Raw genomic sequence first — 20093 nt, 5'->3', positions numbered from 1 at the left:
CCCGCGCTCCCTCGGCACTCTTCCCTGGTTGAGTCGGTGCGCTCGTAACTGGTAGTGCCCCCATCCTACTGAATGCCCCCGCTTCGTCAACGCCCCGCGCCATAGCGGTTTCCGATGGCGACGCGGCCGAGAAAACCGTCACGAACCGCCAAGTTCCCCCTTCCATCGCCGCTCGGCGGCCGTATAATACCTAGCAGTTCCCTAGACTTGAATTCCAACCCGCCATAGGAGCTTCCCATGACCCTGCAGCAACTTCGCTACCTCATCGCCATCGCGAACCACGGCTCCATCTCGGCGGCGGCGCACACGCTGTACGTGTCCCAGTCGAGCCTGTCGGTGGCCGTGCGCGACATCGAACGCGAAACCGGCGTCACCATCTTCGAGCGTTCCAACCGCGGCATCACACTCACGAGCGACGGCATCGAGCTATTGGGTTACGCGCGCCAAGTGGTGGAGCAGGCTGATCTCATGGAGCAGCGCTACTCCGGCCGCGGCGGCGAGGCGGCGCAAAAGCTCTCCATCACCTCCCAGCACTACGCGTTCGTCGTGGAGGCGTTCCTGGAACTGGCCGAGGAATACGAGGGCACCAGTTACAACTTCAGCCTGCGCGAGACCCGCACCTCCGAGGTCATCGAGGACGTGCGCGACTTCCGCAGCGATCTGGGCGTGCTGTACCTCTCCACGTTCAACGAGAGCGTCATCGGGCACGCCCTTTCCGACGCGAACCTCTCCTTCAACCTGCTGTTCACCGCCCAGCCCCACGTGTTCGTGAGCGACAAGCACCCCCTAGCCTCGCGCACCGAGGTGACCGTAGAGGATTTGGAGGACTACCCCCGCTACGCCTTCGAACAGGGCGCGAACAACTCGTTCTTCTATTCCGAGGAACCCTTGGCCGAGCTGCCTCACAAGAAGCGCATCTCCGTGAGCGACCGCGGCACCTTGTCGAACTTGCTCGCCCATCATGACGGCTACACCATCTCCACCGGCGTGCTCTCCAGCGAGATGTACACCGGCATCGCCAGCGTGCCCCTGCAGACCAAGGAGCTCATGCGCGTGGGCTACATCGTTCATAACGAGCGGCAGCTGTCGCCTCTGGCCCAAAGCTACATCGAGAAGCTGAGCCTATTCGTGGAAGGCTACCAGATAGGCCTCGCGGGACTGTAGAGCACGCATCCCGTCCGTCGTCCCCGCGTATGCCGACCTAATCCTGGGGCCCCGTCTCGCGGCCATCGAGGCCGAGCAGATCGAAGAGCTCCTGACGCGTGTGGATGTCGAGCTTCTGGTAAATATGGCGCACGTGGGCCTTCGCGGTGCCGTTGGCGATAAGCAGCTCCCTCTCAATGATGCCCACCGTCTTGCGCTGGGCCAAAAGCAGCAGCACTTCCTCCTCACGCGCCGATAGCTTGTAAGTTCGCGCGATCTCGTCGCAACGATCCACCAGCTCCTGCTTGCGAATCATCGCCGCCGAGTCGGTGCCGCCGGACAGAAAGTTGGCACCCCAACGGCTCGACAAGTCACGCTCGGAGAGCAGCACCGCCGTGGCCAAGGCCACGGCCACTACCGCCAGCGCAGAAACCGCCACCTCGCCGCCGATTCCGAACGACTCGAGTGCCCCGACCCCCGCCGCGGTCACGCGGCCGAGCCACATGAAAATTTGGCGCACGCCCCGTTCGATGCCGAACAGCCAGATAGCGGAGACCCCATAGCGATAACAGATATTGGCGCAGATCAGCATGATGAGGATAGACTGGGCCGTATAGGCGGCGGCCATACAGAAACCGGCCGCGTAATTCTGCGTACCGCCGAACACCGGCACCAGGAACAGCGCGGCCACGATGAGGGGCAGCGCGAACCGGTAGATAAGCGAGAAGTCGAAGCGGCCGCCTTGGAAAGAGATGCCGACGAACACGAGCACCGCCACGAGCACGGCCCCGGGCGCCGAATGAGGGCCGAAGACGCCCCCGTACATGCCGTTTTCCATGAGGCCGTAACCAAAGGCGTAGGCCGCCATGAACAGCACCGCCTTCCACGGCACCGAGAAGCGCGTCCACGCCGTAGCCGGACGCTCTTGGGGAGGAAGATGGGCGAACCCACGCGAAGCCGCCCAGAACGAGAGCGGAGGCAAAAGCGCCGTCATGACAAACAACCACGGCAGCATGAAACCGCGGTAGGCGTACAGCACCACTGCACCCGCGACGATGGAGGCCGAATAGTAAAGAGCGACTCGCAAAGGGTTCAAACAACCATACAGCTCGCTCCATGTCAGGATCACGAGGGCGATGCCGAAACCGCCCGCCACCGCGGCGGCATAACCGGCCCACGCCGCCAACGACGCCACCCAGCAGCTGGCGAACATCAGCGTCGTTGACGCCACGAGCATCGCGGAGCCCAGCACGAAAGGCCACCGCTTGTCGAAGAAGGGGCCGATGCGGCGGGCAAGGAGGGTGCAGCCGAGGGCGGTGGCCACCATCGTCCAGTCGAACAAGTCGCGCGCCGACACGGTAGCGGCAGGAAACGCCACGAATGTCCCCACGAACACGATCTCGATCCAGGCACGGTACAGCCCGAGACCGAGGAACACCATGGGTACGGCAGCCACCGACCGGGGCCTCCGAAAAAGCGGAGCCCGTTCTGCTGCGGCATCGGGCCGGGCACTCTCGGCCGGGGAAACGCAATCGGACGCCATGTCGCAACCTCCTTATAGGCGCAGTTTTACCGATGAATTTTTTCCAGCACTCCGAAAAAGTTGAAGGGGGGAAAGCGATAGATGATAGATTCGATTATAGAACAAGACCAGCCGTCCGCCCTTCCCCGACGAACCCCAAATGCCCACTCCGCCCGAAATAGAGGGTTATATGAGGGGGTTATAAAAGGGTTTGGGGAGACAGGTTACACAATTAGGCCCCCTAATTCCCGCAACGGTCGATGCGCGCAAACATTCGCACCCCTATGGTGGAGCTGTCGGCAGGAATGCTCAAGGCCGACACGGGAGCACCGAAGCGCGGTGCCCCCTTCGATACACCGAGGAGGGAATTATGAGCACTATTTCTCGCAGAGACCTGTTCAAGTTCGGCGGCGTGGCCGCCGCGGGCGCCATGGGCATGTCCATGCTCGGGGGCTGCGCACCCCAGCAGCCGGTAGCCACCACCGGGGAGGCCGCCGCAGCAGCCGGGGACGGAACCCCGGCATTCTTCGTGAAGCCCGAGCCCATCACCGACATCGCCGACACCCGCGATTACGATGTCGTGGTCATCGGCGCCGGCGCCGCGGGCGTGCCCGCCGCCATCTCGGCCCACGAGGCCGGCGCGAAGGTGGCGCTGCTTCAGAAGGAGGCCACGGCAGTGTCCCAGGGCAACACCTGCGACTCCATCATCGTCGACCAGACGGCTCCCGGCGGCGTGGAGGCCGTCGTATCTCTCATCAATGCCGACTGCTGCCACCTCTCCGATCGCGAGCAGGTGCGCCTGTGGGCCTACAACTCCGGCGAGGCTTTGAAGTGGCTGTGGAACATCGGCGAGCAGGCCGGCGCGCAGATGGTTGATTCCACGGCAAAGTGGACGAGCAACATCAGCAACATCGACGGCTACGACGTCACCTACTTCGCCTTCGACTTCGGTCCGAAGCCCTACAACACCGGCAACGGCATGCGCGACATCGCCGATTGGGCCGAGCAGCAGGGCGTCGAGATCTTCTACTCCACCCCGGCCGCCCAACTCGTGCAGGACGAGTCCGGCGCCGTGACCGCCGTCATCGCCGAGGGCGCCGACGGCTACATCCAGTTCAATGCCGCCAAAGGCGTCATCGTGGCCACGGGCGACTACGAGAACGACGACGAAATGATGGCCTACTACGAGCCGGCCATGGCCAACATCTACCGCAAGGAGCAGAACAAGACCGGCGACGGCCAGAAGATGATGGTGTGGGCGGGCGCCTGCATGGAGGACGCCTGCGGCTCCAAGGTGCAGCACGACTTCGACGCCGGCCCGGGCTCCATGGCCGACATGCCGTTTTTGGCCGTGAAGAACGACGGCTCGCGCTTCTGCAACGAGGCCACCTGCGAGATGGCCGTCATGGGCAACTTCCTGCGCAGCGAGGCCGACCAGGGTTGGTACAGCCAGATCTTCGACAGCAACTACATGGCCGACACCGAGGGCTGGCCGGGAGTGGCCCTGCCGCCCGAGGCCATGGCGAGCTACATGCCCGAGGTCGAGGGCGAGAAGACCGGCGTCTACGAGAGCCTCATCAACACCTTCTCTGCCGATACCCTGGAAGAGCTCGGCCAGAAGCTCGGCCTGACCGACGTCGACGCCTTCGTGAAGACTGTCGAGCGCTACAACGAGCTGGCCGAGAAGGGCATCGATGAGGACATGGGCAAGCCGGCCCAGTTCCTGAAGGCCATCAAGCAGCCCCCCTTCTACGGCATCCATCGCCACATCGGCCTGTCCACCATCATTCACGGCGTGAACGTGAACAAGGACATGCAGGCGCTGAACGCCGACGGCGAGCCCATCGAGGGCCTGTACGCCATCGGCAACTGCGCCGGCAACTTCTTCGGCAGCCCCGACTACCCCATGACCGTGCCCGGCCTCTCCCTCGGCCGCTGCCACACCCAGGGCTACGTCGTCGGCCGCGCCGTGGCCAGCAAGTAGGCCGCCTCTCGCAGCAACGGTGCGGGCCCCTCCCGACTTTCCGCACCCTCCCAGCATCACCCTCCCAAGTGCACGGGGCGCCATCGAGCGCCCCGTCGCTTTTCTCGGCCACTCTTTGACCTGAAAGATTCAGCCAGCTCCGAAAAAAAAGGGGGGGCCGCCATGAACCATCCAAACACGGCCAGCCGAAGCCAAAAATAGAAGTTTGGTATCCGACCATAACCGCCAGAGCCAAAGACCGAGATTTGGTATCTTTTTGCATGAAAATCTAGGCAAAATTTCTGGGTTTGGTATCTTTCGACGCCAAGTTTGGCGGTTTGGTACCCGTCCTTTTCCAAAAACCAGGGGTTTGGTACCCGAAAGTTCTAACGCGGAGTTTTCTGACCTGGGGTTTCTTTAGGATCTGGGTACCAAACTGCGAGAGTTGGCCGAATTCGGGGTACCAAACCCCCTCATCTTGCCAAAGACAGGCGCGAAAATCCTTGCCGGGTACCAAAGTGCCGTTTTTGGCATTACGCTCTTTGGCAACGCCTATTTTCTTTATGGAAAGACGCTTCCGCAAGCATCCTTCCGCAAAACGCTACAGAGCCCGTGCGATGGTGCCGCCGCCGAGGACGATGTCGCCTTCGTAGAGGACGGCGGCCTGTCCTGGGGCAGCGGCGCGCTGGGGCTCGTCGAAGGCGACGGTCAGCTCGTCAACACCAGTCTGCTCGGCCACCGCCGGCACCGGGTGCTGGCGGTAGTGAGTCTTCACCAGCACCTCGCGCGGACCTTGCCAAACGTCGCCGCTGATGAAGTTCATATCGCTAGCCACTACCCCCACGCTGAGCAGCTCGTCCTTAAAGCCAACAATGAGCCGGTTGGCGGCCGTGTCTTTCGCCAGCACATACAAAGGCTCGCGCGCCGCTATGCCAAGGCCTTTGCGCTGCCCGATGGTGTAGCGGATGAGCCCCGCGTGCTCCCCGAGCACGCGCCCTTCCCGATCCACGATCTCCCCCGGGTTGAAAGCAGTGTCCGCGCCACAGCGGCCCTCGATGAACCCCGCATAGTCGCCGTCGGGCACGAAGCAGATGTCCTGGCTCTCGGGCTTCGCCGCCGTGACGAAGCCGCGGGCGCGGGCCAGCTCGCGCACCTCGCCTTTGGTCAGCTCGCCCAGGGGAAACAGCATATGGGCCAGCGTGTCCTGGGTAAGGTGGTACAGCACGTAGCTTTGGTCCTTGGCGGGGTCGCATGCCCGCAGAAGCTGCCAGCGTCCCGTGGCCGCATCCCACCGGCGCCGGGCGTAGTGCCCCGTGGCCACGTAGTCGAGCCCCAGCTCGCGGCGGCGCTGCTGGAGAGACTCGAACTTCAAGAACCGATTGCAGGCGATGCAAGGGTTGGGCGTGCGGCCCTCGAGATAGGCGTCGCAGAAGAGGCGTACCACCGCCGCATCGAAGCGATCGCGCAGGTCGAAGGCGTCGTGGGGGATGCCGAGGCGGCGGCATACCTCCCGCGCGTCTTCCACATCGCGCGACGACCCGCAGGTCGATTTCTGGTCGTCCCGCAGCACCATCGTCGCGCCGCGCACGGCACAGCCCGCTTCCTGCAACAGCAGCGCGCACACGGAGCTATCGACGCCCCCCGACATCGCCGCCATTACGCCGGACGTCCCGGGCGCCATAGCCGTCTCCCTGTCATCTTCGAAAGTCATGGGGCGCATCATAACACAGCACGCCGAAACGCCAATCATCCTTCGCTATGGGCAACCTCTTATCCCGACGATGGCCCACAGCAGCTCTCTTGGCTCCCTCTCCCCGTTTTTCCCTGTTTCTTCGCCTCTTGAAAGGCACGAGCGAATTCCTCGCACGCACGTCGAAGCCATCGTGCTAAGCTGAAAGCATGCGGGGGTACCGCTCGGCGGCACGCGAAGCCGTCCCGTGGTTGAGAGGGCGCAGGCGCCCAACCCTTCGAACCTGTCAGCTAACACTGTCGTAGGGAGCATGCTCGCCAAGCACAAGGGGCGTTGTCCTGCGGGGAGCGCCTTTTTTGGCGCGGCCCGCAGGACAACGCTCCGGCTTCCGGAAAGGAACCGCCATGTCCGAACATTCCACTACCACCGCCTCCCCCACCCGCACTGAAGCGGAACTGCGGACGCTCATGGCCCGCGCCGTGCGCGAGGTGCGCGAGACGAACCCGCTCGCGCCTTCTATCACCAACACCGTGACCCAGAGCTTCGTCGCCAACGCCCAGTTGGCCGTCGGCGGCTCGGCGGCCATGGTGTATTTGCCCGACGAGGGCGAGTGCGTCGCCGCCCTGGGAGGGGCCGTCTACATCAACCTGGGCACGCTCATGCCCGTCTACGAGCAGACGGTTCCCGCCACGGCGCGCGCCTGCGCGGCCGCGGCCACGCCCTGGGTGCTCGACCCGGTGGGCGTGGGCATCGGCAGCCTGCGCACTCGGCTCATCGAGGCCGTGCGCGAGAATCCGCCGACCATTTTGCGCGGCAACGCCTCGGAGATCATCGCCGTGGCCGACCTGTGGGGGCTTGGCGGCAACTCGGCCGATGGCGCTTCCGGCGACGGCCCCCGCGGCGTCGATAGCACTGATTCCGTGGATGCCGCCGAGCGCGCCGCCGTGGCGTGCGCCCGCTTCACGGGAGGCGCGGTAGCCGTTTCCGGCGCTACCGACCTTGTCACTGACGGCGTGCAGGTGGCGCGGCTCTCCGGCGGCTCGCCCCTCATGACCTGCATCACCGGCTCTGGCTGCTCGCTGGGCGGCGTATGCGCCGTTTACGCCTGCGTGGCCGATCCCTTCGTGGCAGCGCTCACCGCAACGGCCGCCTACAACCTGGCCGGCCTGCGCGCGGCCGAAACCTGCGACGGTCCGGGCAGCTTCCAAGTCGCCTTCCTCAATGCCCTCTACAACCTCACCACCGAAGAAGTGACTGAGGCGCCTCTGGCACTCACCAGCACATCAGCCGTGTAATCCCATAGCGATAGCCCGCAAACCTCGAAGCCGCATTTGCAACCAAAGAGAAAGGCCGCCCTATGAACACCCTTGCTGCCGTTGCCATCGCGCCCTTCGGCGTGGGAGACGAGCTCGCGCCCTATGTGGCCGAGGCCATCCGCGTCATCCGCGACTCCGGCCTGTCCCACCGCACCACCTCCATGTTCACCGAGATCGAGGGCGACTGGGACGAGGTCATGGCCGTCGTACGCGACGCGACCATGGCCCTCGCCGACCAGGGCGTTCGCACCGAGGTCATCCTGAAGGCCGACATCCGGCCGGGGCACACCGACACCCTGCACACCAAGGTCGAGAAGGTGGAGGCACTGCTGGCCGAGTAGGGGTTCGTCCACAACTTTCCATCATCTGCATGGAGGCCCTTGCGCTTTCGCGTTGGCCCGCTATGATGCTGCCCGAAATACGACACGAAGCGAAAGAGGTTCCATGCTCCGCAAGATTATTCACATCGACGAGGACAAGTGCACCGGCTGCGGCCTGTGCGTCGACGCGTGCCACGAGGGCGCCATCGCCATGGTCGACGGCAAGGCGCGCCTGGTACGCGACGACTATTGCGACGGGCTGGGCGACTGCCTGCCGGCCTGCCCCACCGACGCCATCTCCTTCGTCGAGCGGGAAGCCGCTCCCTACGACGAGGCTGCCGTGGCGGCACACCTGGCCGCCCGCAACGGCGGCGCGACGGCTGGCAGCGTTCCGGCCGCGGCCGAGCACCGCAGCGGCTGTCCCGGCTCGGCCGCTCGCACCCTCATCGACGACGCTCCGAAGCCGGCGCCGTCGCCTGCGCACCAGGGCGGATGCCCCGGTTCCCGCAGCCGCTCCCTGAACGGCGCCTCGGCACCGGCCCCCACGCCGGCCGGCCGCGCCGCTGCTCCGGCCGCTGCCGGCGCGCTTTCCGCCGTGGCCGCCGCTCTGCCGAACCGCTTGGCTCAGTGGCCGTGCCAGATCAAGCTCGTACCGGTGCAGGCCCCCTACTACCAGGGCCGCGGGCTGCTTATCGCCGCCGACTGCACCGCGTTTGCCTGCGCCAGCTTCCACGAGCGCTTCATGAGCGGCAACGTCACCATCATCGGCTGCCCCAAGCTGGACGAGGGCTCCTACACCGACAAGCTCGCCGCCATCATCGCCGCCAACGACATCACCTCGGTCACCGTCGCCCGCATGGAGGTGCCCTGCTGCGGCGGCCTCGAGCGCGCCGCCGCCGAGGCCTGCGCCCAGTCGGGCAAGGACATCCCCTTCGAAGTGGTCACCTTCGCCGTCAACGGCGACGTCATCGGCTAGGCACGGGCGCCCAGCTCGACCATAACCGCCTCCGAGACGATCCCGGCTACCTCCGGGATCGTCTCTTCTTCCAAGGAAGAGAAGCTCATCACGAAGGCGGGATGGCGCCGACCCCTCCCCTCGCTGCACCCAGACCGCACCTCGTCGCATACCCTTCGGGCACCCTCGACTTCGCGAGCCTCGCACCGGCAGCCTACCGTTTCGTTCGAGCTGCGCCCAGGAGCTCCCGCCTCGCAACCCGTGAACCGATAACGGCCCAAAGGCGCCAGGCGCACGCCTCGAATCGCAGCGCGCCGGGCCACGCGCTCCTCGAAAGTCGCACTATCTCTCTCGTCTCCTTCGACACCCCTAACCTCCATGAGAAAGTGCAGCCCGGCACCCGCATTGGCAAAGTGCAAATGATCGCCGGCCGAAGACGCCGCCAGTGCGTCAATCAGCGCGCTCAGCCGCCGCCGGTAACGCGTCCGCTGGCGATTGACATGGCGCTCGTAGTCCCCCGACTCCATGAACCGCGCCAACGTCAGCTGCTCCAATGCACCCACCGTGCAGGCGTAAAAGCCAAGTCGGTCGCGGAACCGTTCGGCCAGCGCCTCGGGCAGCACCATGTAGCCAATGCGGAAAGCACCCCCGAGCGTCTTCGAGAACGTGTTCGCGTAAATGACCCGCCCAGCCCCATCGAGGGCCGCGAGTGGAGGTACGGGACGCCCCGCCATGCGGAACTCGCAGTCGAAGTCATCTTCGATGAGGTAGCGCGACCGGGCACTGGAAGCTTTCACGCTCCGACCGCGAATCTCCCTAGCCGCTGCACCGTCCTCGGGCGCGGCAACCCCACTCTGGGCCCATTCCAACAACGAGCGCCGGCGCGACACCGGCACCGTGATACCGGTGGGAAACTGGTGCGACGGCGTGCAGTGCAGCACGTCGATGCGGGCACGCTCGAGCGCCTCCAAGACCGGCCCTTCCCCATCGAGAGCGATCGGCCGCACCGCCACGTCGTTCGACTCGTAGATGCGCGTAAGCCGCGGATAGCCGGGGTCTTCCACGCCGTACGCCAGATTACGACCGAGCAGCTGCACGAGCAAGCCATAAAGCGACTGGGCACCGGAACCGATCACGATCTGGTCGGGATGCACCTCCATGCCGCGAAAGCCCCGCAGATGCGCCGCGATGGCCGCCCGCAACCGAGACGATCCCTGAGGCCCCGACGCCTCCAGCACCGTGCGCTCGCTCTCGTCGGCCAACACGCGCCGCAGCGTCCGTGCCCACGCCGCGTAGGGAAACACCCCTTCCGGCGCCGTCGCCCCCGTGAAATCGGCGAGCCATTTGCGTCCGGCGCCATTCTGGCCGCACCAAGATGCCCCACATCCGGCATCGTTCTGGCCGTTCCAAGATGCCCCGCATTCGGCCCTGTCATCCCCGATGCACGCGTTGCTCCGGATTTTCGTCGCATTCCCGCAGAGGCTCGCTTCGCCCTGGAACCCCCCACACGCCCCCGAAACATCCCCTTTGCCACAAGCTATGCAAAAGGACTCGTCTTTTGTGGCAAGTTTTTCGAGGGTTTCGACGTCGCCACCTTCCGAAACCCCCATTTTGGCTACGCCGAGCGCGCTTTTGCCCTCGAAACCGGCTTTGGAAGGCGATTTCACGGTTTCACGCGTCGAAACCCTCGAAAAACTTGCCAAATTCGGGCCGATTTCCTGCACATAGAAGCCGCTGCGGGGCACGGCGCGCACATAGCCCTCGGCCACCAGCTGGTCTAAGGCCCCCTCTACGGTGACGACGCTCACTCCCAAATGCTTCGCGAACGCCCGCTTGGAAGGGAGACGCGCGCCGGCCGCAAGAGCACCCGACTCGATGTCGGCTCGAAGCGCCCGGTAAAGCTGCTCGTACAGGCTCGTCTCCCCTCCGCGATTTAGCACATACGTGAGCATCGCTTTCCCTTCCTCCTCCTGCAGCACGCTTTGAACGAGCTGCTCCTTTACGACCACCTGGTCTTCTGCCAGATCGCCAGCTCGTCGGCTCTTTGCGAAACCGAGGCCACTTCCAACTGACCTTATTAAAACTTCCCAAATTGAATATAACACTAAGCTCAGTTATCCCTTACCCTTCCGCTCATATCTTTTGCGAAAGGAAGGATCCTCATGACCGAAACCGCCCCCGCCGCTAACCAGGCCGGCAACCCCGCTACTCCCATCACCTCTGCTGAGCGCGTAGCCCTCAACCGCCAGCTCGCCCAAATGCTGAAAGGCGGCGTCATCATGGACGTCACCACCCCCGAGCAGGCCCGCATCGCCGAGGCCGCCGGAGCCGCGGCCGTTATGGCGCTCGAGCGCATCCCCGCCGACATCCGCGCGGCCGGCGGCGTTTCCCGCATGAGCGACCCGGCCATGATCAAGGGCATCCAGGCGGCCGTTTCCATCCCCATCATGGCGAAATGCCGCATCGGGCACTTCGCCGAGGCACAGATCCTCCAGGCCATCGACATCGACTACATCGACGAATCCGAAGTGCTCTCGCCGGCTGACGACACCTACCACATCGACAAGACCGTCTTCGCCGTCCCCTTCGTCTGCGGCGCCCGCGACCTCGGCGAGGCCCTGCGCCGCATTGCCGAGGGCGCCACGATGATCCGCACCAAAGGCGAGCCGGGCACCGGCGACGTCGTGCAGGCCGTGCGCCACATGCGCCGGATGAACGCTGAAATCCGCCGCATCCAGAACCTGCGCGACGATGAGCTGTTCGAAGCGGCGAAGGAGCTGCAAGTGCCGGTGGAGCTGCTGCGCGAGGTGCACGAGGCCGGCAAGCTGCCCGTCGTGAACTTCGCCGCCGGCGGCATCGCCACCCCGGCCGACGCGGCCCTTATGATGCAGCTGGGCGCCGAGGGCGTCTTCGTGGGCAGCGGTATCTTCAAGTCGGGCGACCCGGCCCGACGCGCCGAGGCCATCGTAAAGGCCACCACGAACTTCAACGATCCTGAGATGCTCGCCGCCTTGTCCGAAGACCTCGGCGAAGCCATGGTGGGCATCAACGAGCAGGAGATCCAGATCATCATGGAAGAGCGGGGGCAGTAGAACCCATGTCCCCAACCATCGCCGTTCTCGCCCTGCAAGGCGCTTTCATCGAGCACGAGCAGCGCCTGCAATCCCTCGGCTGCACCACCATCGAGCTGCGCCAGGCCGCCGACCTCGCCCGTCCCTTCGACGGCCTGGTGCTCCCCGGCGGCGAGTCCACCGTACAGGCGAAGCTGCTGCATGACCTGGGAATGTTCGAACCGCTGCGCCAACGCATCGCCGAGGGCCTCCCCGCCCTCGGCACCTGCGCCGGCCTCATCCTGCTCGCCGACCATTTCCGCACCCTGCCCGTCACCGTGCGCCGCAACGCCTACGGCCGCCAACTCGGCAGCTTCCACGCCGAGGGTCGCTGGGAAGAAGGGGCGAAGGGGACAGAAGAAGCCGCGGGAGCAACCTGCGTCGCAGACGCGAAGGACTACTCGAGCAACAGCGCCACACTCGCTTCCGAGCCGGTTCCCCTCACCTTCATTCGCGCCCCGCGCATCGAAGCTACCGGCCCCGGCGTCGAGCCCCTCGTCACCCTGAACGACGCACCGGTAGCCGTGCGCCACCGCAACCAGATCGCCGCCGCCTTCCACCCCGAACTCGACGACGACAACCGCCTCTACGAAGCGCTCCTCGCGCCTTTGAAGCGCGCCTACTGAACCAACCGATAGACGGCGCCCGGGCCGCGCGACGGCCCCAGCCGTTCCACAAGAGACTTGTCCATCAGCCGATTGAGCGCGCGGCTGATCGTTGCCTTCGACTTACCCAATGCGTCCATAAGAATCCGCGAGCTCACCGGTGCGGGCGCCTCTTCCAAGAAGTCGACGATGTCGCACTCCACCGTACCCGGCGCCAGCACATGAATGGTATGGAAGCGACCTGTTTCGTCTGACCACTCCGTGACGGATCGCACGATCTTCCCGCCCGCAGCGCCCTCAGGCAGCCGAACGCCACCGCGCCCGCCACCCCCCGCGCGGCCGCCGAACCCGAACCCGAACCGCCCTGCCTCCGCGCCAGCGCCGGCCTTGTATAGCGCCACCTCGAAAGCGGTGATGTGGTCAATGGCTACCGGTTCCGGCATATTCGCCTCGCGCAAGCTGGCCCGAATCTGGAAGTAACCCGTGCCCTTGTTCTCCACCACGCTGCCCACCTCGGCAAACCCCTCGGCATAGGGGGTGGCGCGCAGGATGTTGGCCAGTGCCTGGTTGCGCGGGAAGGAAACGCCAAGCTCGCCCAAACGGTCGACCGTCATAGCCCGGCACAAACCGCCTGGACTCAATATCTCAATGCGGTCGCCGTACATAGTCACCTGAACCTGGGAGGCGCACCCGTCCGGCGGGTAATCGCGGTGCATGAGCGCGTTGGCCACCGCCTCGCGCACGGCCGTCTCGGGATACTCGAGTCTATCGATGCGAAACGCCCCCTCCACCTTCGACGAGACGCGCACGTTGCGTCGCAGCGCCACCATCAGCTCCGATATCATCACGGGGATGGGCCCGACGATCTCGCGAGAATCGAGAAAACGCAGCCCCTCGGCGCTCACATCGGCCTTCGACGTCCCCGGGATCACCGTAAACGAAAGGCAGGCCCGCGGGAAATAACGCTGCGGAAAGCGCCCGAGCGCCATAAGTCCCGCCAATGTGGGTCGCACAATCCCCTCCCCGTCACGAGCCGTCACGCAGAGCGCCTCAAGCAGCTCCTCGTCGCTCATGCCCTTGAACGCTCGCGGCGAATCGGCACGCTGTCGGCGCATGAAGCCCTCCAGAAGCTCTTCGTCAAAGTCGCCCATCGCAGCCCCTTCGACCACTTCGCGATCGTATCGCGGCGGCCGACGCCCCTCCAGCAGGCGGTCCACCTCGTAGGGGCTCAGCCTCCGATCACCATCCCCCACACGCACATAGGAGCCGTCATGCATTGCGCGCGACTTGACGAAGCAGGGCTTAAGCTCGGGCGGCAGTTCGGGCACCGTGGCCACCACCACAGGCGATCCTTCGAACTCGACAATCTCGACTGACGCCCGCACGGGCGGCTCCATCTTCTCGCCGCACATCTGGGCAAGCGCGTCGGCCACAGCACGCGCCTTGAAGCCCGGAACACCTTGGAACCCCGCTCGCTCCGCGAGCCCCAGAATCACCACGCCACCCGATGTGTTCGAAAACGCGCTCAGCGTCTCCGCCATACTTTTCGGAAGCCCCTGAGCGGCCGCTTTCACCTCTACCCGCTCCGTGTCGGTGCCAAGGCGCCGAGCGAGACTGATATAGTCCTCCAGATTGAAGTCGTACACACCCATAGCCCACCCCCGCAAGTAGTTTCAAGAAGTCTCATTAGTATGCAACAACTTGAAACTATTTGCAACAACGCTTGTATTTGTTGGTGCGCGCAAACCCAACATTGTGCAAGACCCCAGTTCAGAGAATTCAAATCACGATTTGATAAATCTGGATTTGAATAGCATACTCAGACCATCTCTTCTGCAGGAAACGCCTCGTCGTAGTCGGGGTCGTCCTCGCGGCGCACGAATTCGTATAGAAGGCGGCGCGTGGCGGGCAGCTCTTTCTTCTTCAGCTGGTGCTCCCACAGCACGAGCACCTTCCAGCCGGCCTCCTCTAGCGCCGCCAGGTTTTGCTCATCGCGCTCGACGTTGCGGGCGAACTTGGCCTCCCAGTAATCGAGATTCTTCTTGGGCACCGACAGGCTGCAGGTAGGGCAACGATGCCAGAAGCACCCGCGAATCTCGATGGCCAGCTTGCGCCCCACGAACGCCACATCGGGCCGCCCCGGGGCCTTTCCCCAGTCACAGCGATAGCCGGGAAAGCCCATCTCGCGCAGCATGCGACGCACGAGCACCTCCGGCTTCGTATCGCGCCGCTTGTTGCCCTGCATCGATTTGTGCGTGGCTGCCGACACAACCCCGAAATCGTAGCGGTTCGCCTTCGATAAGCGCACGCGAGATTCGGCGTCCTCCTCGCCTTCCGCAGAGCCTTCGTCGGCAGCCTCCGTTGAGACTTCCTCCCCCGCCTCGATTGCGCGATCAGTCGCACCGTCGGGAGCATCGCCCGCATCGCTCTGCGCAATCGCCTCTTTCGTTTTCTCTGTCGCCTTTTTCATGGCCGCTATTATAGCGCCTGCGCCTTCCCGCTTGCGGAACCCTGAACGCCCCGATTGAGAAAGCGTAAGGTGTGCGTCTTTTTCCCGATGCTGTCACGCGTCGTGCAACTCAAGCGCTACCATGGGAGCCCCCATCGTCCCGCCAGTCGCAACTGGCGCATTCCAGCGACGATCGCACGTCGCCGGAGCCGGCCGCCCCAAAAGCGAGCCGAGCCCCAAGCGACAACGCATCAGCCGAAGGCAAGCCAAACGAAGCACCAGACCCAGGAAGGAGGAGGCTCCATGTCGAATGCGCCATTCGCGCTCGACCGTCGAGAGTTCATCGCGCTCGCCGGCGGACTGGCCGCCGTGCTCGTCATCGGCGACGGCGCCTATTTCGCCTCCCGCAGGTCGGCCGCCCACGCCCAGCCCGTACCTTCCGAATCCAGCACCCTCACCCAGCCCGCGACGCCGCTTAACGGCGCAATCGCCTCATCCAACGCAGAGGCGACCTCAGCTGCCGCGGCCTCTCCCGAAACCGAGTCAGCGGCCGCAACCAATAGCGAAACGCCTTCGACGACGCTCGAAGATCTCCCCTGGAACCTGCGCCTCGTGAACCGAGAGCACCCCCTCGACGCCGACTTCGAGCCCAACAATCTGGCCGAGCTTCCCGGCGCGAGCTGGGTGGAGCCCCACGTCAACCACCGGGTGGACGCCCGCATCGTCGAAGACCTCGCGGCCATGCTCACGGCTGCCGAGGCCGCCGGCACACATCCCATCATCTGCTCCTCTTTCCGCACCTACGACTACCAGGAGAATCTCTTCGAAAACCGCATCGAGCGAGCCGAGCGCGAAGAGCATCTGGAAGGCACCGATGCCGAAGAGGCTGCCACGTTCTGGGTTGCCCCGCCGGGCGCCAGCGAGCACCAGACCGGTCTCGCCGTCGACATCGTGGACGCTAACTATCTGGAACTGGACGAAGGCCAGGAAGAGACGGCCACCCAGCAATGGCTCATGATCCATTGCGCCGAATACGGCTTCATCCTGCGCTACCCCACGGACAAAAGCGCCACAACCGGCATCGGCTACGAGCCCTGGCACTACCGCTACGTCGGCAAGGAGGCCGCCTCCGCCATAACGCAAAGCGGCCTCTGCCTCGAAGAATGGCTCGTCGAAACGTACCACATCCAGGCCTAAAACCACCCCTCCCCCTCTCCGCAGCTGCACCCTCCCGCAGCTGCACCCTTCCGCAGCCGCCCTCTCCGAAACCTGCTCCCTTCAAGGCCGCGAAACAAAAATTCCGAGCCGTCCCACAAGAAAGGCGGCCCTAAGGCCGCCTTTTGCAAGGAGTGGGTATCGCAAGAACTTACAGCATCCAAGGCTGAATGATCGTGATCGGCACCGCCGCGCTCACGATGAGCAGACGCAGCATGAAGCCGCCGACGAGCACGCCCGCATCCGAAAGGGCGCTGATCATCTGGCCCGTGCGCGAGGTCTCGAACTCGTGCTTGGCCAGCCACAGCATCCAGCACTCCAAAATCGTCGGGAGCACCAGGCCCACGATGACGAACAGCAACCAGAACGCGACGGCCCAATTGCCCGCCACCAGCGACATCACGCTCTCCCAGCCGGCGGGGCTGGGGTTGAACGCCGTGATGAACAGCAGCGCGGCAACCAGCACGAACTCGATGACGGGCAGCCAGAAGTGGAACTTCTTCATGACGACGACCTCGTTGAACTCGTCAGGCGCGTAGAACACGCCGACGAGCAGCACCGCGGCCATGCCGGTGGACACGGCGGACACGAGGAACAGAATCGGCAGAAGCGCGCTGTTCCACAGGGGGAATCCCTGGCACACGCCGAGCAGGCAGCCGGTGTAAATGGCGACGCACAGGCCCATGACGAGCCCCACGCAATCGAGCCACATCGGCACCTCGCGCTTCATCAAATCAAGCACGAGCACGATGAGCGCGACGACCACGAACACCGCCAGAAACACCACGCCCCAGGTCATTACCGATCCGAAGTTCGTAAGCAGAAGCGCGAAGCGCAGCGGATGAGCAAAGCCCGCGGCAGCGTCGAACATCAACAAGCACAGACCGATGATAACCACGATCGGCGCGATAAGGCGTCCGACGCGCATGAGGCGCTTGCAATCCGGATGGCGGTAGCGGACGAACACCGCCGTTGCGAACGCGCCGCCGCCCAAGCCGGCCAGGAAGAGGTACCACGCAATGATGGCGCCCCAAATGGGTTCGTAGATCATGTCAATCACCTCACGTAATAGATCTTGGCGCGGGTCAGATCGCCGGCGATGGGGGCCGCACCCGTACGCGCGATCTCCTTGGAAACCTCGCTGTCGGAATCGTCCAGATCGCCGAAGATGCGGGCGCCCGTCAGGCAGGCATCGACGCACGAGCACATCTTCGTGCCGTTCTCATAGGAAGAAAGCGTGCAGAAGCGGCACTTGTCCACCTCGCCCGTCTTCGAATTGCGCGTACGCACCTGGTAGGGACAAGCGGCCATGCAGTACAGACAACCGATGCACCGGCCGTGATCCACTTCGACGATGCCGTCGGAGCCCATGTGCGCGGCTCCGGTGGGGCACACGCTCGCGCACGGCGCGTCCTCGCAGTGCATGCACTGCAGCGGGATGTGCTCCACGGTCACGTTGGGGTACTTGCCCACTTCGCGCTCTTCAAAGCGGATGAACGACTCATCGGGAAGCAGGTCGTTCTGGCGCTGGCAGGCCGTGCGGCAGGCATAGCAGCCAATGCACTTCTTGGTATTGATGAGCATTCCGTAGCGTGCCATCATTCACCTACTTTCTGCACGGAAACCAACGTTTCCTGGGTCATGGCCGAGCCATAGGCCGGTTCCATGTGGAAGGGAACGAAGTCCATGAAGTTCAAGCCCACGCCGTAAGCCGTGTGCTGATCGGGAGACTTGCAACCATAGTGGGAGGGCATGTAGATGGCCGTCGGGTTGATGCGCTCGGTCACCTTCACCTTGATGGGGCCCTCGGCCATCGTGTTCGACAGAATGACCTCGTCGCCGTCCGCGATGCCCAGACGCTCGGCCACCTCGGCGTTGATCCAGATGCGGTCAAGACCGTAGGACTTCGTGATGTCCATCAAAGGCTCACAGTTGGCGGTCTGCGTATGCGTGTGGATGGCCTGCTTGCCGCCGATGAGGCGGAACTCGCCGACGGTCTCGTTCGGCATCACCTGGGGCTCGACCCACACCGGGCACGCGGACAATCCAGCCGCCTCGCACGCCTCGCTCGTAAACTGGATCTTGCCCGTCGGGGTCTTCCACTCGGGAACCTTGCCGTAGGCATAGGCCTTCTCGGGGAACGAGATCGTGCCGACCTGGCGCAGCTCATCGAGGCTCGTGCCCACGCTGCGCAGCTGCGCGTCGGCCAGCTCGTCAACGGTGAACGGGAAGTACTGCCCCACGCCGCACGCCTCGGCCAGCTGCGTGAAAATCACGTCCACCGGACGCGTGTTGGGGTGAATCACCTCGAGCACCTGATCGCGCAGGGAAACAACCGGCACGCGTCCGCCCACGAACTCGGGCAGCTCGCGACGCTCCAGGTAGCTGCACTCGGGCAGCACGTAGTCGGCCAGCATCGCGGTTTCTGACATCTGCACGTCGACGACGACCATCAGATCGAGGTTCGCGAAGTCCTCTGCCAGCTGGGCGGGGTTGGAATAGCCGGCCGCCATGTTCGAGTTGTAGAAGAACAGGCCCTTGACCTTGCCCTCCTTCGCCATCTCGGCGACGTAGAGGTTGGTGCCCATGGAAGAGAGCGCCAGCGGGTACTCCTCGGCGCCCCACATCTTCGCCTCGACCTTCGGCACCTCGGGGAACTTCGCCGGATCGAGATCGCCCGCCTTCACGCTGGGGAGGAACAGCGCCCCGCCGGGCTGGTTCCAGCAGCCCAGAAGCGTGTTGAACAGGCAGAGCGCGCGCGCCGTCTCGCCCGAGTTCGCGTACGAGCACCCGAAGGCACCGCGCCAGCTCGGCTCGATGGAGGCCGCGGGGGCCGCCTCGGCGAACTCGAGCGCCAGCCGTTCGATATCGGCAGCGGGAATGCCCGTGATGCCCTCGGCCCATTCCGGCGTGTAGCCCGCGATGGCGCTCGCCCACTCGTCGAATCCGACGCTGTTGGCCGCCACGTACTCGGCATCGTAGAGATCGCGATTAATAAGCACGTTGGACATGGCCAAGATGAGCGCCAGGTCGGTGCCGGGGTTGATGGGCACCCACTCGTCAGCGAAGGCGATGCTGTTGTTCAGGCGCGGATCCACCAGCACGATGTGCGCGCCGTTCTCGTGCGCCTGCTGCAGCGCGGCCACCGAGCTGGGCCGGATGGCGTCGGCATAGCTGCGGCCGATGAACATCGTCATCTTCGAGTTGGCCACATCCGATTCGAAGTTGGCCGCCCCGATGGCCTGCGTGAACCCGGACTCCTTGGAGAGGTTGCAGGCGGCGCCGTGCGTGTACACGTTGGGGCTGCCGAGCGCGTTCATGAAGCGCTTCGTGTAGTACTTGCCCGACGGGCGCGGATCCTGCACCATGGCAAGCGCCTCGGGGCCGTACTGCGCGATGATATCGTTCACCTTCTGGCCGATCTCGCTGAGCGCCTGATCCCATCCTATTACTTCGAATTCGCCGTTTTCGTTCTTCTTCATCGGGTCGGTGAGTCGATCGGGCGAATAGGCGATCTGGGAATAGCCGTACCCGCGCGCGCACAACTTGCCCTGCGCGTTCGGATGGGCCTCATCCCCAATGAGCTTCGTGAGCTCGCCGTCTACGACGTAGGCGTAATAACCGCACTTGCTCGAGCAGGAATTGCACAGCGAGTGCACCACTTCGGTTCGCTTATCCGTCTCGGCATCAGCATCGGCTTCGCCGCGAACCGACAAGCTCACAAGGCCCGCGCCGGCGGCCACGGCAGCCACCCCGGCGCTTCCAACTAAAAAGCTGCGCCGTGTTAAAGCGTGTCCTGACATAA

Annotated in this window: 16 protein-coding genes and 1 riboswitch; of the genes, 8 read left to right on the top strand and 8 right to left on the bottom strand. The window is 64.4% G+C overall.

The window, feature by feature from the left end:
- Positions 1 to 237: 237 nt before the first annotated feature.
- Positions 238 to 1164 carry a LysR family transcriptional regulator gene (locus tag NE591_RS09325; protein WP_114539306.1) on the top strand — a complete coding sequence of 309 codons (927 nt, stop codon included), beginning with the start codon at positions 238 to 240 and terminating at the stop codon, positions 1162 to 1164.
- Positions 1165 to 1201: 37 nt separating this feature from the next.
- On the opposite strand, the gene NE591_RS09320 is transcribed toward NE591_RS09325, so the two are convergent.
- Positions 1202 to 2686 (bottom strand): LuxR C-terminal-related transcriptional regulator, encoded by a 1485-nt coding sequence (locus NE591_RS09320; protein WP_256156619.1) that lies wholly within the window; start codon positions 2684 to 2686, stop codon positions 1202 to 1204.
- Between the two features lie 349 nt (positions 2687 to 3035).
- Between NE591_RS09320 and NE591_RS09315 the strand changes: the two genes are divergently transcribed.
- Positions 3036 to 4649, top strand: coding sequence for an FAD-binding protein (locus tag NE591_RS09315; protein ID WP_256156618.1), 1614 nt, complete (start codon positions 3036 to 3038; stop codon positions 4647 to 4649).
- A 580-nt stretch (positions 4650 to 5229) separates the two neighbouring features.
- On the opposite strand, the gene mnmA is transcribed toward NE591_RS09315, so the two are convergent.
- Positions 5230 to 6309, bottom strand: a complete 1080-nt coding sequence (gene mnmA / locus NE591_RS09310) for a tRNA 2-thiouridine(34) synthase MnmA (protein ID WP_256156617.1) — start codon at positions 6307 to 6309, stop codon at positions 5230 to 5232.
- Between the two features lie 212 nt (positions 6310 to 6521).
- A riboswitch (TPP riboswitch) is annotated at positions 6522 to 6643 on the top strand.
- A 79-nt stretch (positions 6644 to 6722) separates the two neighbouring features.
- On the opposite strand from mnmA, the gene thiM reads away from it, so the two are divergent.
- From thiM to NE591_RS09295, 3 genes are all read left to right on the top strand, one after another.
- A complete protein-coding gene (gene thiM, locus NE591_RS09305; RefSeq protein ID WP_114539309.1) occupies positions 6723 to 7613 on the top strand; it encodes a hydroxyethylthiazole kinase in 891 nt (296 codons plus the stop codon).
- Between the two features lie 62 nt (positions 7614 to 7675).
- Complete coding sequence (locus NE591_RS09300) at positions 7676 to 7975, top strand: MTH1187 family thiamine-binding protein (RefSeq protein ID WP_256156616.1); 300 nt, start codon at positions 7676 to 7678, stop codon at positions 7973 to 7975.
- A gap of 103 nt (positions 7976 to 8078) precedes the next feature.
- Positions 8079 to 8930 carry an ATP-binding protein gene (locus NE591_RS09295; protein WP_227070517.1) on the top strand — a complete coding sequence of 284 codons (852 nt, stop codon included), beginning with the start codon at positions 8079 to 8081 and terminating at the stop codon, positions 8928 to 8930.
- Here NE591_RS09295 and NE591_RS09290 read toward each other — a convergent pair.
- Positions 8927 to 10861: a PLP-dependent aminotransferase family protein gene (locus NE591_RS09290; RefSeq protein ID WP_227081075.1), complete on the bottom strand. Its 1935-nt coding sequence runs from the start codon at positions 10859 to 10861 to the stop codon at positions 8927 to 8929. The two genes, NE591_RS09295 and NE591_RS09290, sit on opposite strands and share 4 nt — an antisense overlap.
- Positions 10862 to 11071: 210 nt before the next feature.
- Between NE591_RS09290 and pdxS the strand changes: the two genes are divergently transcribed.
- Entirely contained in the window at positions 11072 to 12001 is a 930-nt protein-coding gene (gene pdxS, locus NE591_RS09285; protein ID WP_114548672.1) for a pyridoxal 5'-phosphate synthase lyase subunit PdxS, read from the top strand.
- 5 nt (positions 12002 to 12006) lie between these two features.
- Positions 12007 to 12645 carry a pyridoxal 5'-phosphate synthase glutaminase subunit PdxT gene (gene pdxT / locus NE591_RS09280; protein ID WP_114548671.1) on the top strand — a complete coding sequence of 213 codons (639 nt, stop codon included), beginning with the start codon at positions 12007 to 12009 and terminating at the stop codon, positions 12643 to 12645.
- Here pdxT and NE591_RS09275 read toward each other — a convergent pair.
- On the bottom strand, positions 12639 to 14276 hold the full coding sequence (locus tag NE591_RS09275; protein WP_227070515.1) for an ATP-binding protein: 1638 nt from the start codon (positions 14274 to 14276) through the stop codon (positions 12639 to 12641). The two genes, pdxT and NE591_RS09275, sit on opposite strands and share 7 nt — an antisense overlap.
- Before the next feature lie 167 nt (positions 14277 to 14443).
- Entirely contained in the window at positions 14444 to 15094 is a 651-nt protein-coding gene (locus tag NE591_RS09270) for a very short patch repair endonuclease (protein WP_227070514.1), read from the bottom strand.
- 282 nt (positions 15095 to 15376) lie between these two features.
- Here NE591_RS09270 and NE591_RS09265 point away from each other — a divergent pair, with 282 nt between their 5' ends.
- The gene (locus NE591_RS09265; protein WP_256156615.1) at positions 15377 to 16270 is read left to right on the top strand and encodes a D-alanyl-D-alanine carboxypeptidase family protein; all 894 of its coding nucleotides are present in this window, start codon (positions 15377 to 15379) and stop codon (positions 16268 to 16270) included.
- A 169-nt stretch (positions 16271 to 16439) separates the two neighbouring features.
- Here the strand turns inward: NE591_RS09265 and nrfD are convergent, their stop codons facing one another.
- Genes nrfD through NE591_RS09250 form a run of 3 tightly spaced genes read right to left on the bottom strand, consistent with a single transcriptional unit; the run spans position 16440 to position 20091 of the window.
- Complete coding sequence (nrfD, locus tag NE591_RS09260; protein ID WP_114539321.1) at positions 16440 to 17339, bottom strand: NrfD/PsrC family molybdoenzyme membrane anchor subunit; 900 nt, start codon at positions 17337 to 17339, stop codon at positions 16440 to 16442.
- A 5-nt stretch (positions 17340 to 17344) separates the two neighbouring features.
- The gene (locus tag NE591_RS09255; protein ID WP_227070560.1) at positions 17345 to 17887 is read right to left on the bottom strand and encodes a 4Fe-4S dicluster domain-containing protein; all 543 of its coding nucleotides are present in this window, start codon (positions 17885 to 17887) and stop codon (positions 17345 to 17347) included.
- The gene (locus NE591_RS09250; protein WP_227070512.1) at positions 17887 to 20091 is read right to left on the bottom strand and encodes a molybdopterin-dependent oxidoreductase; all 2205 of its coding nucleotides are present in this window, start codon (positions 20089 to 20091) and stop codon (positions 17887 to 17889) included. The genes NE591_RS09255 and NE591_RS09250 overlap by 1 nt, the downstream gene beginning before the upstream one ends.
- Positions 20092 to 20093 lie beyond the last annotated feature (2 nt).

Source organism: Adlercreutzia sp. DFI.6.23 (genome assembly GCF_024462535.1).
GTDB classification, from domain to species: domain Bacteria; phylum Actinomycetota; class Coriobacteriia; order Coriobacteriales; family Eggerthellaceae; genus Adlercreutzia; species Adlercreutzia rubneri.
This window is presented reverse-complemented; position numbering and strand designations above follow the sequence as displayed.

Excerpts from the sequence above, each read along its gene's own strand:
- NE591_RS09295 (WP_227070517.1), top strand. The coding sequence starts at position 8,079 with ATGCTCCGCAAGATTATTCACATCGACGAGGACAAGTGCACCGGCTGC.
- nrfD (WP_114539321.1), bottom strand. The coding sequence starts at position 17,339 with ATGATCTACGAACCCATTTGGGGCGCCATCATTGCGTGGTACCTCTTC.
- NE591_RS09265 (WP_256156615.1), top strand. The coding sequence starts at position 15,377 with ATGTCGAATGCGCCATTCGCGCTCGACCGTCGAGAGTTCATCGCGCTC.
- thiM (WP_114539309.1), top strand. The coding sequence starts at position 6,723 with ATGTCCGAACATTCCACTACCACCGCCTCCCCCACCCGCACTGAAGCG.
- NE591_RS09270 (WP_227070514.1), bottom strand. The coding sequence starts at position 15,094 with ATGAAAAAGGCGACAGAGAAAACGAAAGAGGCGATTGCGCAGAGCGAT.
- NE591_RS09290 (WP_227081075.1), bottom strand. The coding sequence starts at position 10,861 with ATGCTCACGTATGTGCTAAATCGCGGAGGGGAGACGAGCCTGTACGAG.
- NE591_RS09325 (WP_114539306.1), top strand. The coding sequence starts at position 238 with ATGACCCTGCAGCAACTTCGCTACCTCATCGCCATCGCGAACCACGGC.
- NE591_RS09255 (WP_227070560.1), bottom strand. The coding sequence starts at position 17,887 with ATGGCACGCTACGGAATGCTCATCAATACCAAGAAGTGCATTGGCTGC.
- pdxT (WP_114548671.1), top strand. The coding sequence starts at position 12,007 with ATGTCCCCAACCATCGCCGTTCTCGCCCTGCAAGGCGCTTTCATCGAG.
- NE591_RS09300 (WP_256156616.1), top strand. The coding sequence starts at position 7,676 with ATGAACACCCTTGCTGCCGTTGCCATCGCGCCCTTCGGCGTGGGAGAC.
- NE591_RS09315 (WP_256156618.1), top strand. The coding sequence starts at position 3,036 with ATGAGCACTATTTCTCGCAGAGACCTGTTCAAGTTCGGCGGCGTGGCC.
- NE591_RS09320 (WP_256156619.1), bottom strand. The coding sequence starts at position 2,686 with ATGGCGTCCGATTGCGTTTCCCCGGCCGAGAGTGCCCGGCCCGATGCC.
- pdxS (WP_114548672.1), top strand. The coding sequence starts at position 11,072 with ATGACCGAAACCGCCCCCGCCGCTAACCAGGCCGGCAACCCCGCTACT.
- NE591_RS09250 (WP_227070512.1), bottom strand. The coding sequence starts at position 20,091 with ATGTCAGGACACGCTTTAACACGGCGCAGCTTTTTAGTTGGAAGCGCC.
- mnmA (WP_256156617.1), bottom strand. The coding sequence starts at position 6,309 with ATGGCGCCCGGGACGTCCGGCGTAATGGCGGCGATGTCGGGGGGCGTC.
- NE591_RS09275 (WP_227070515.1), bottom strand. The coding sequence starts at position 14,276 with ATGGGTGTGTACGACTTCAATCTGGAGGACTATATCAGTCTCGCTCGG.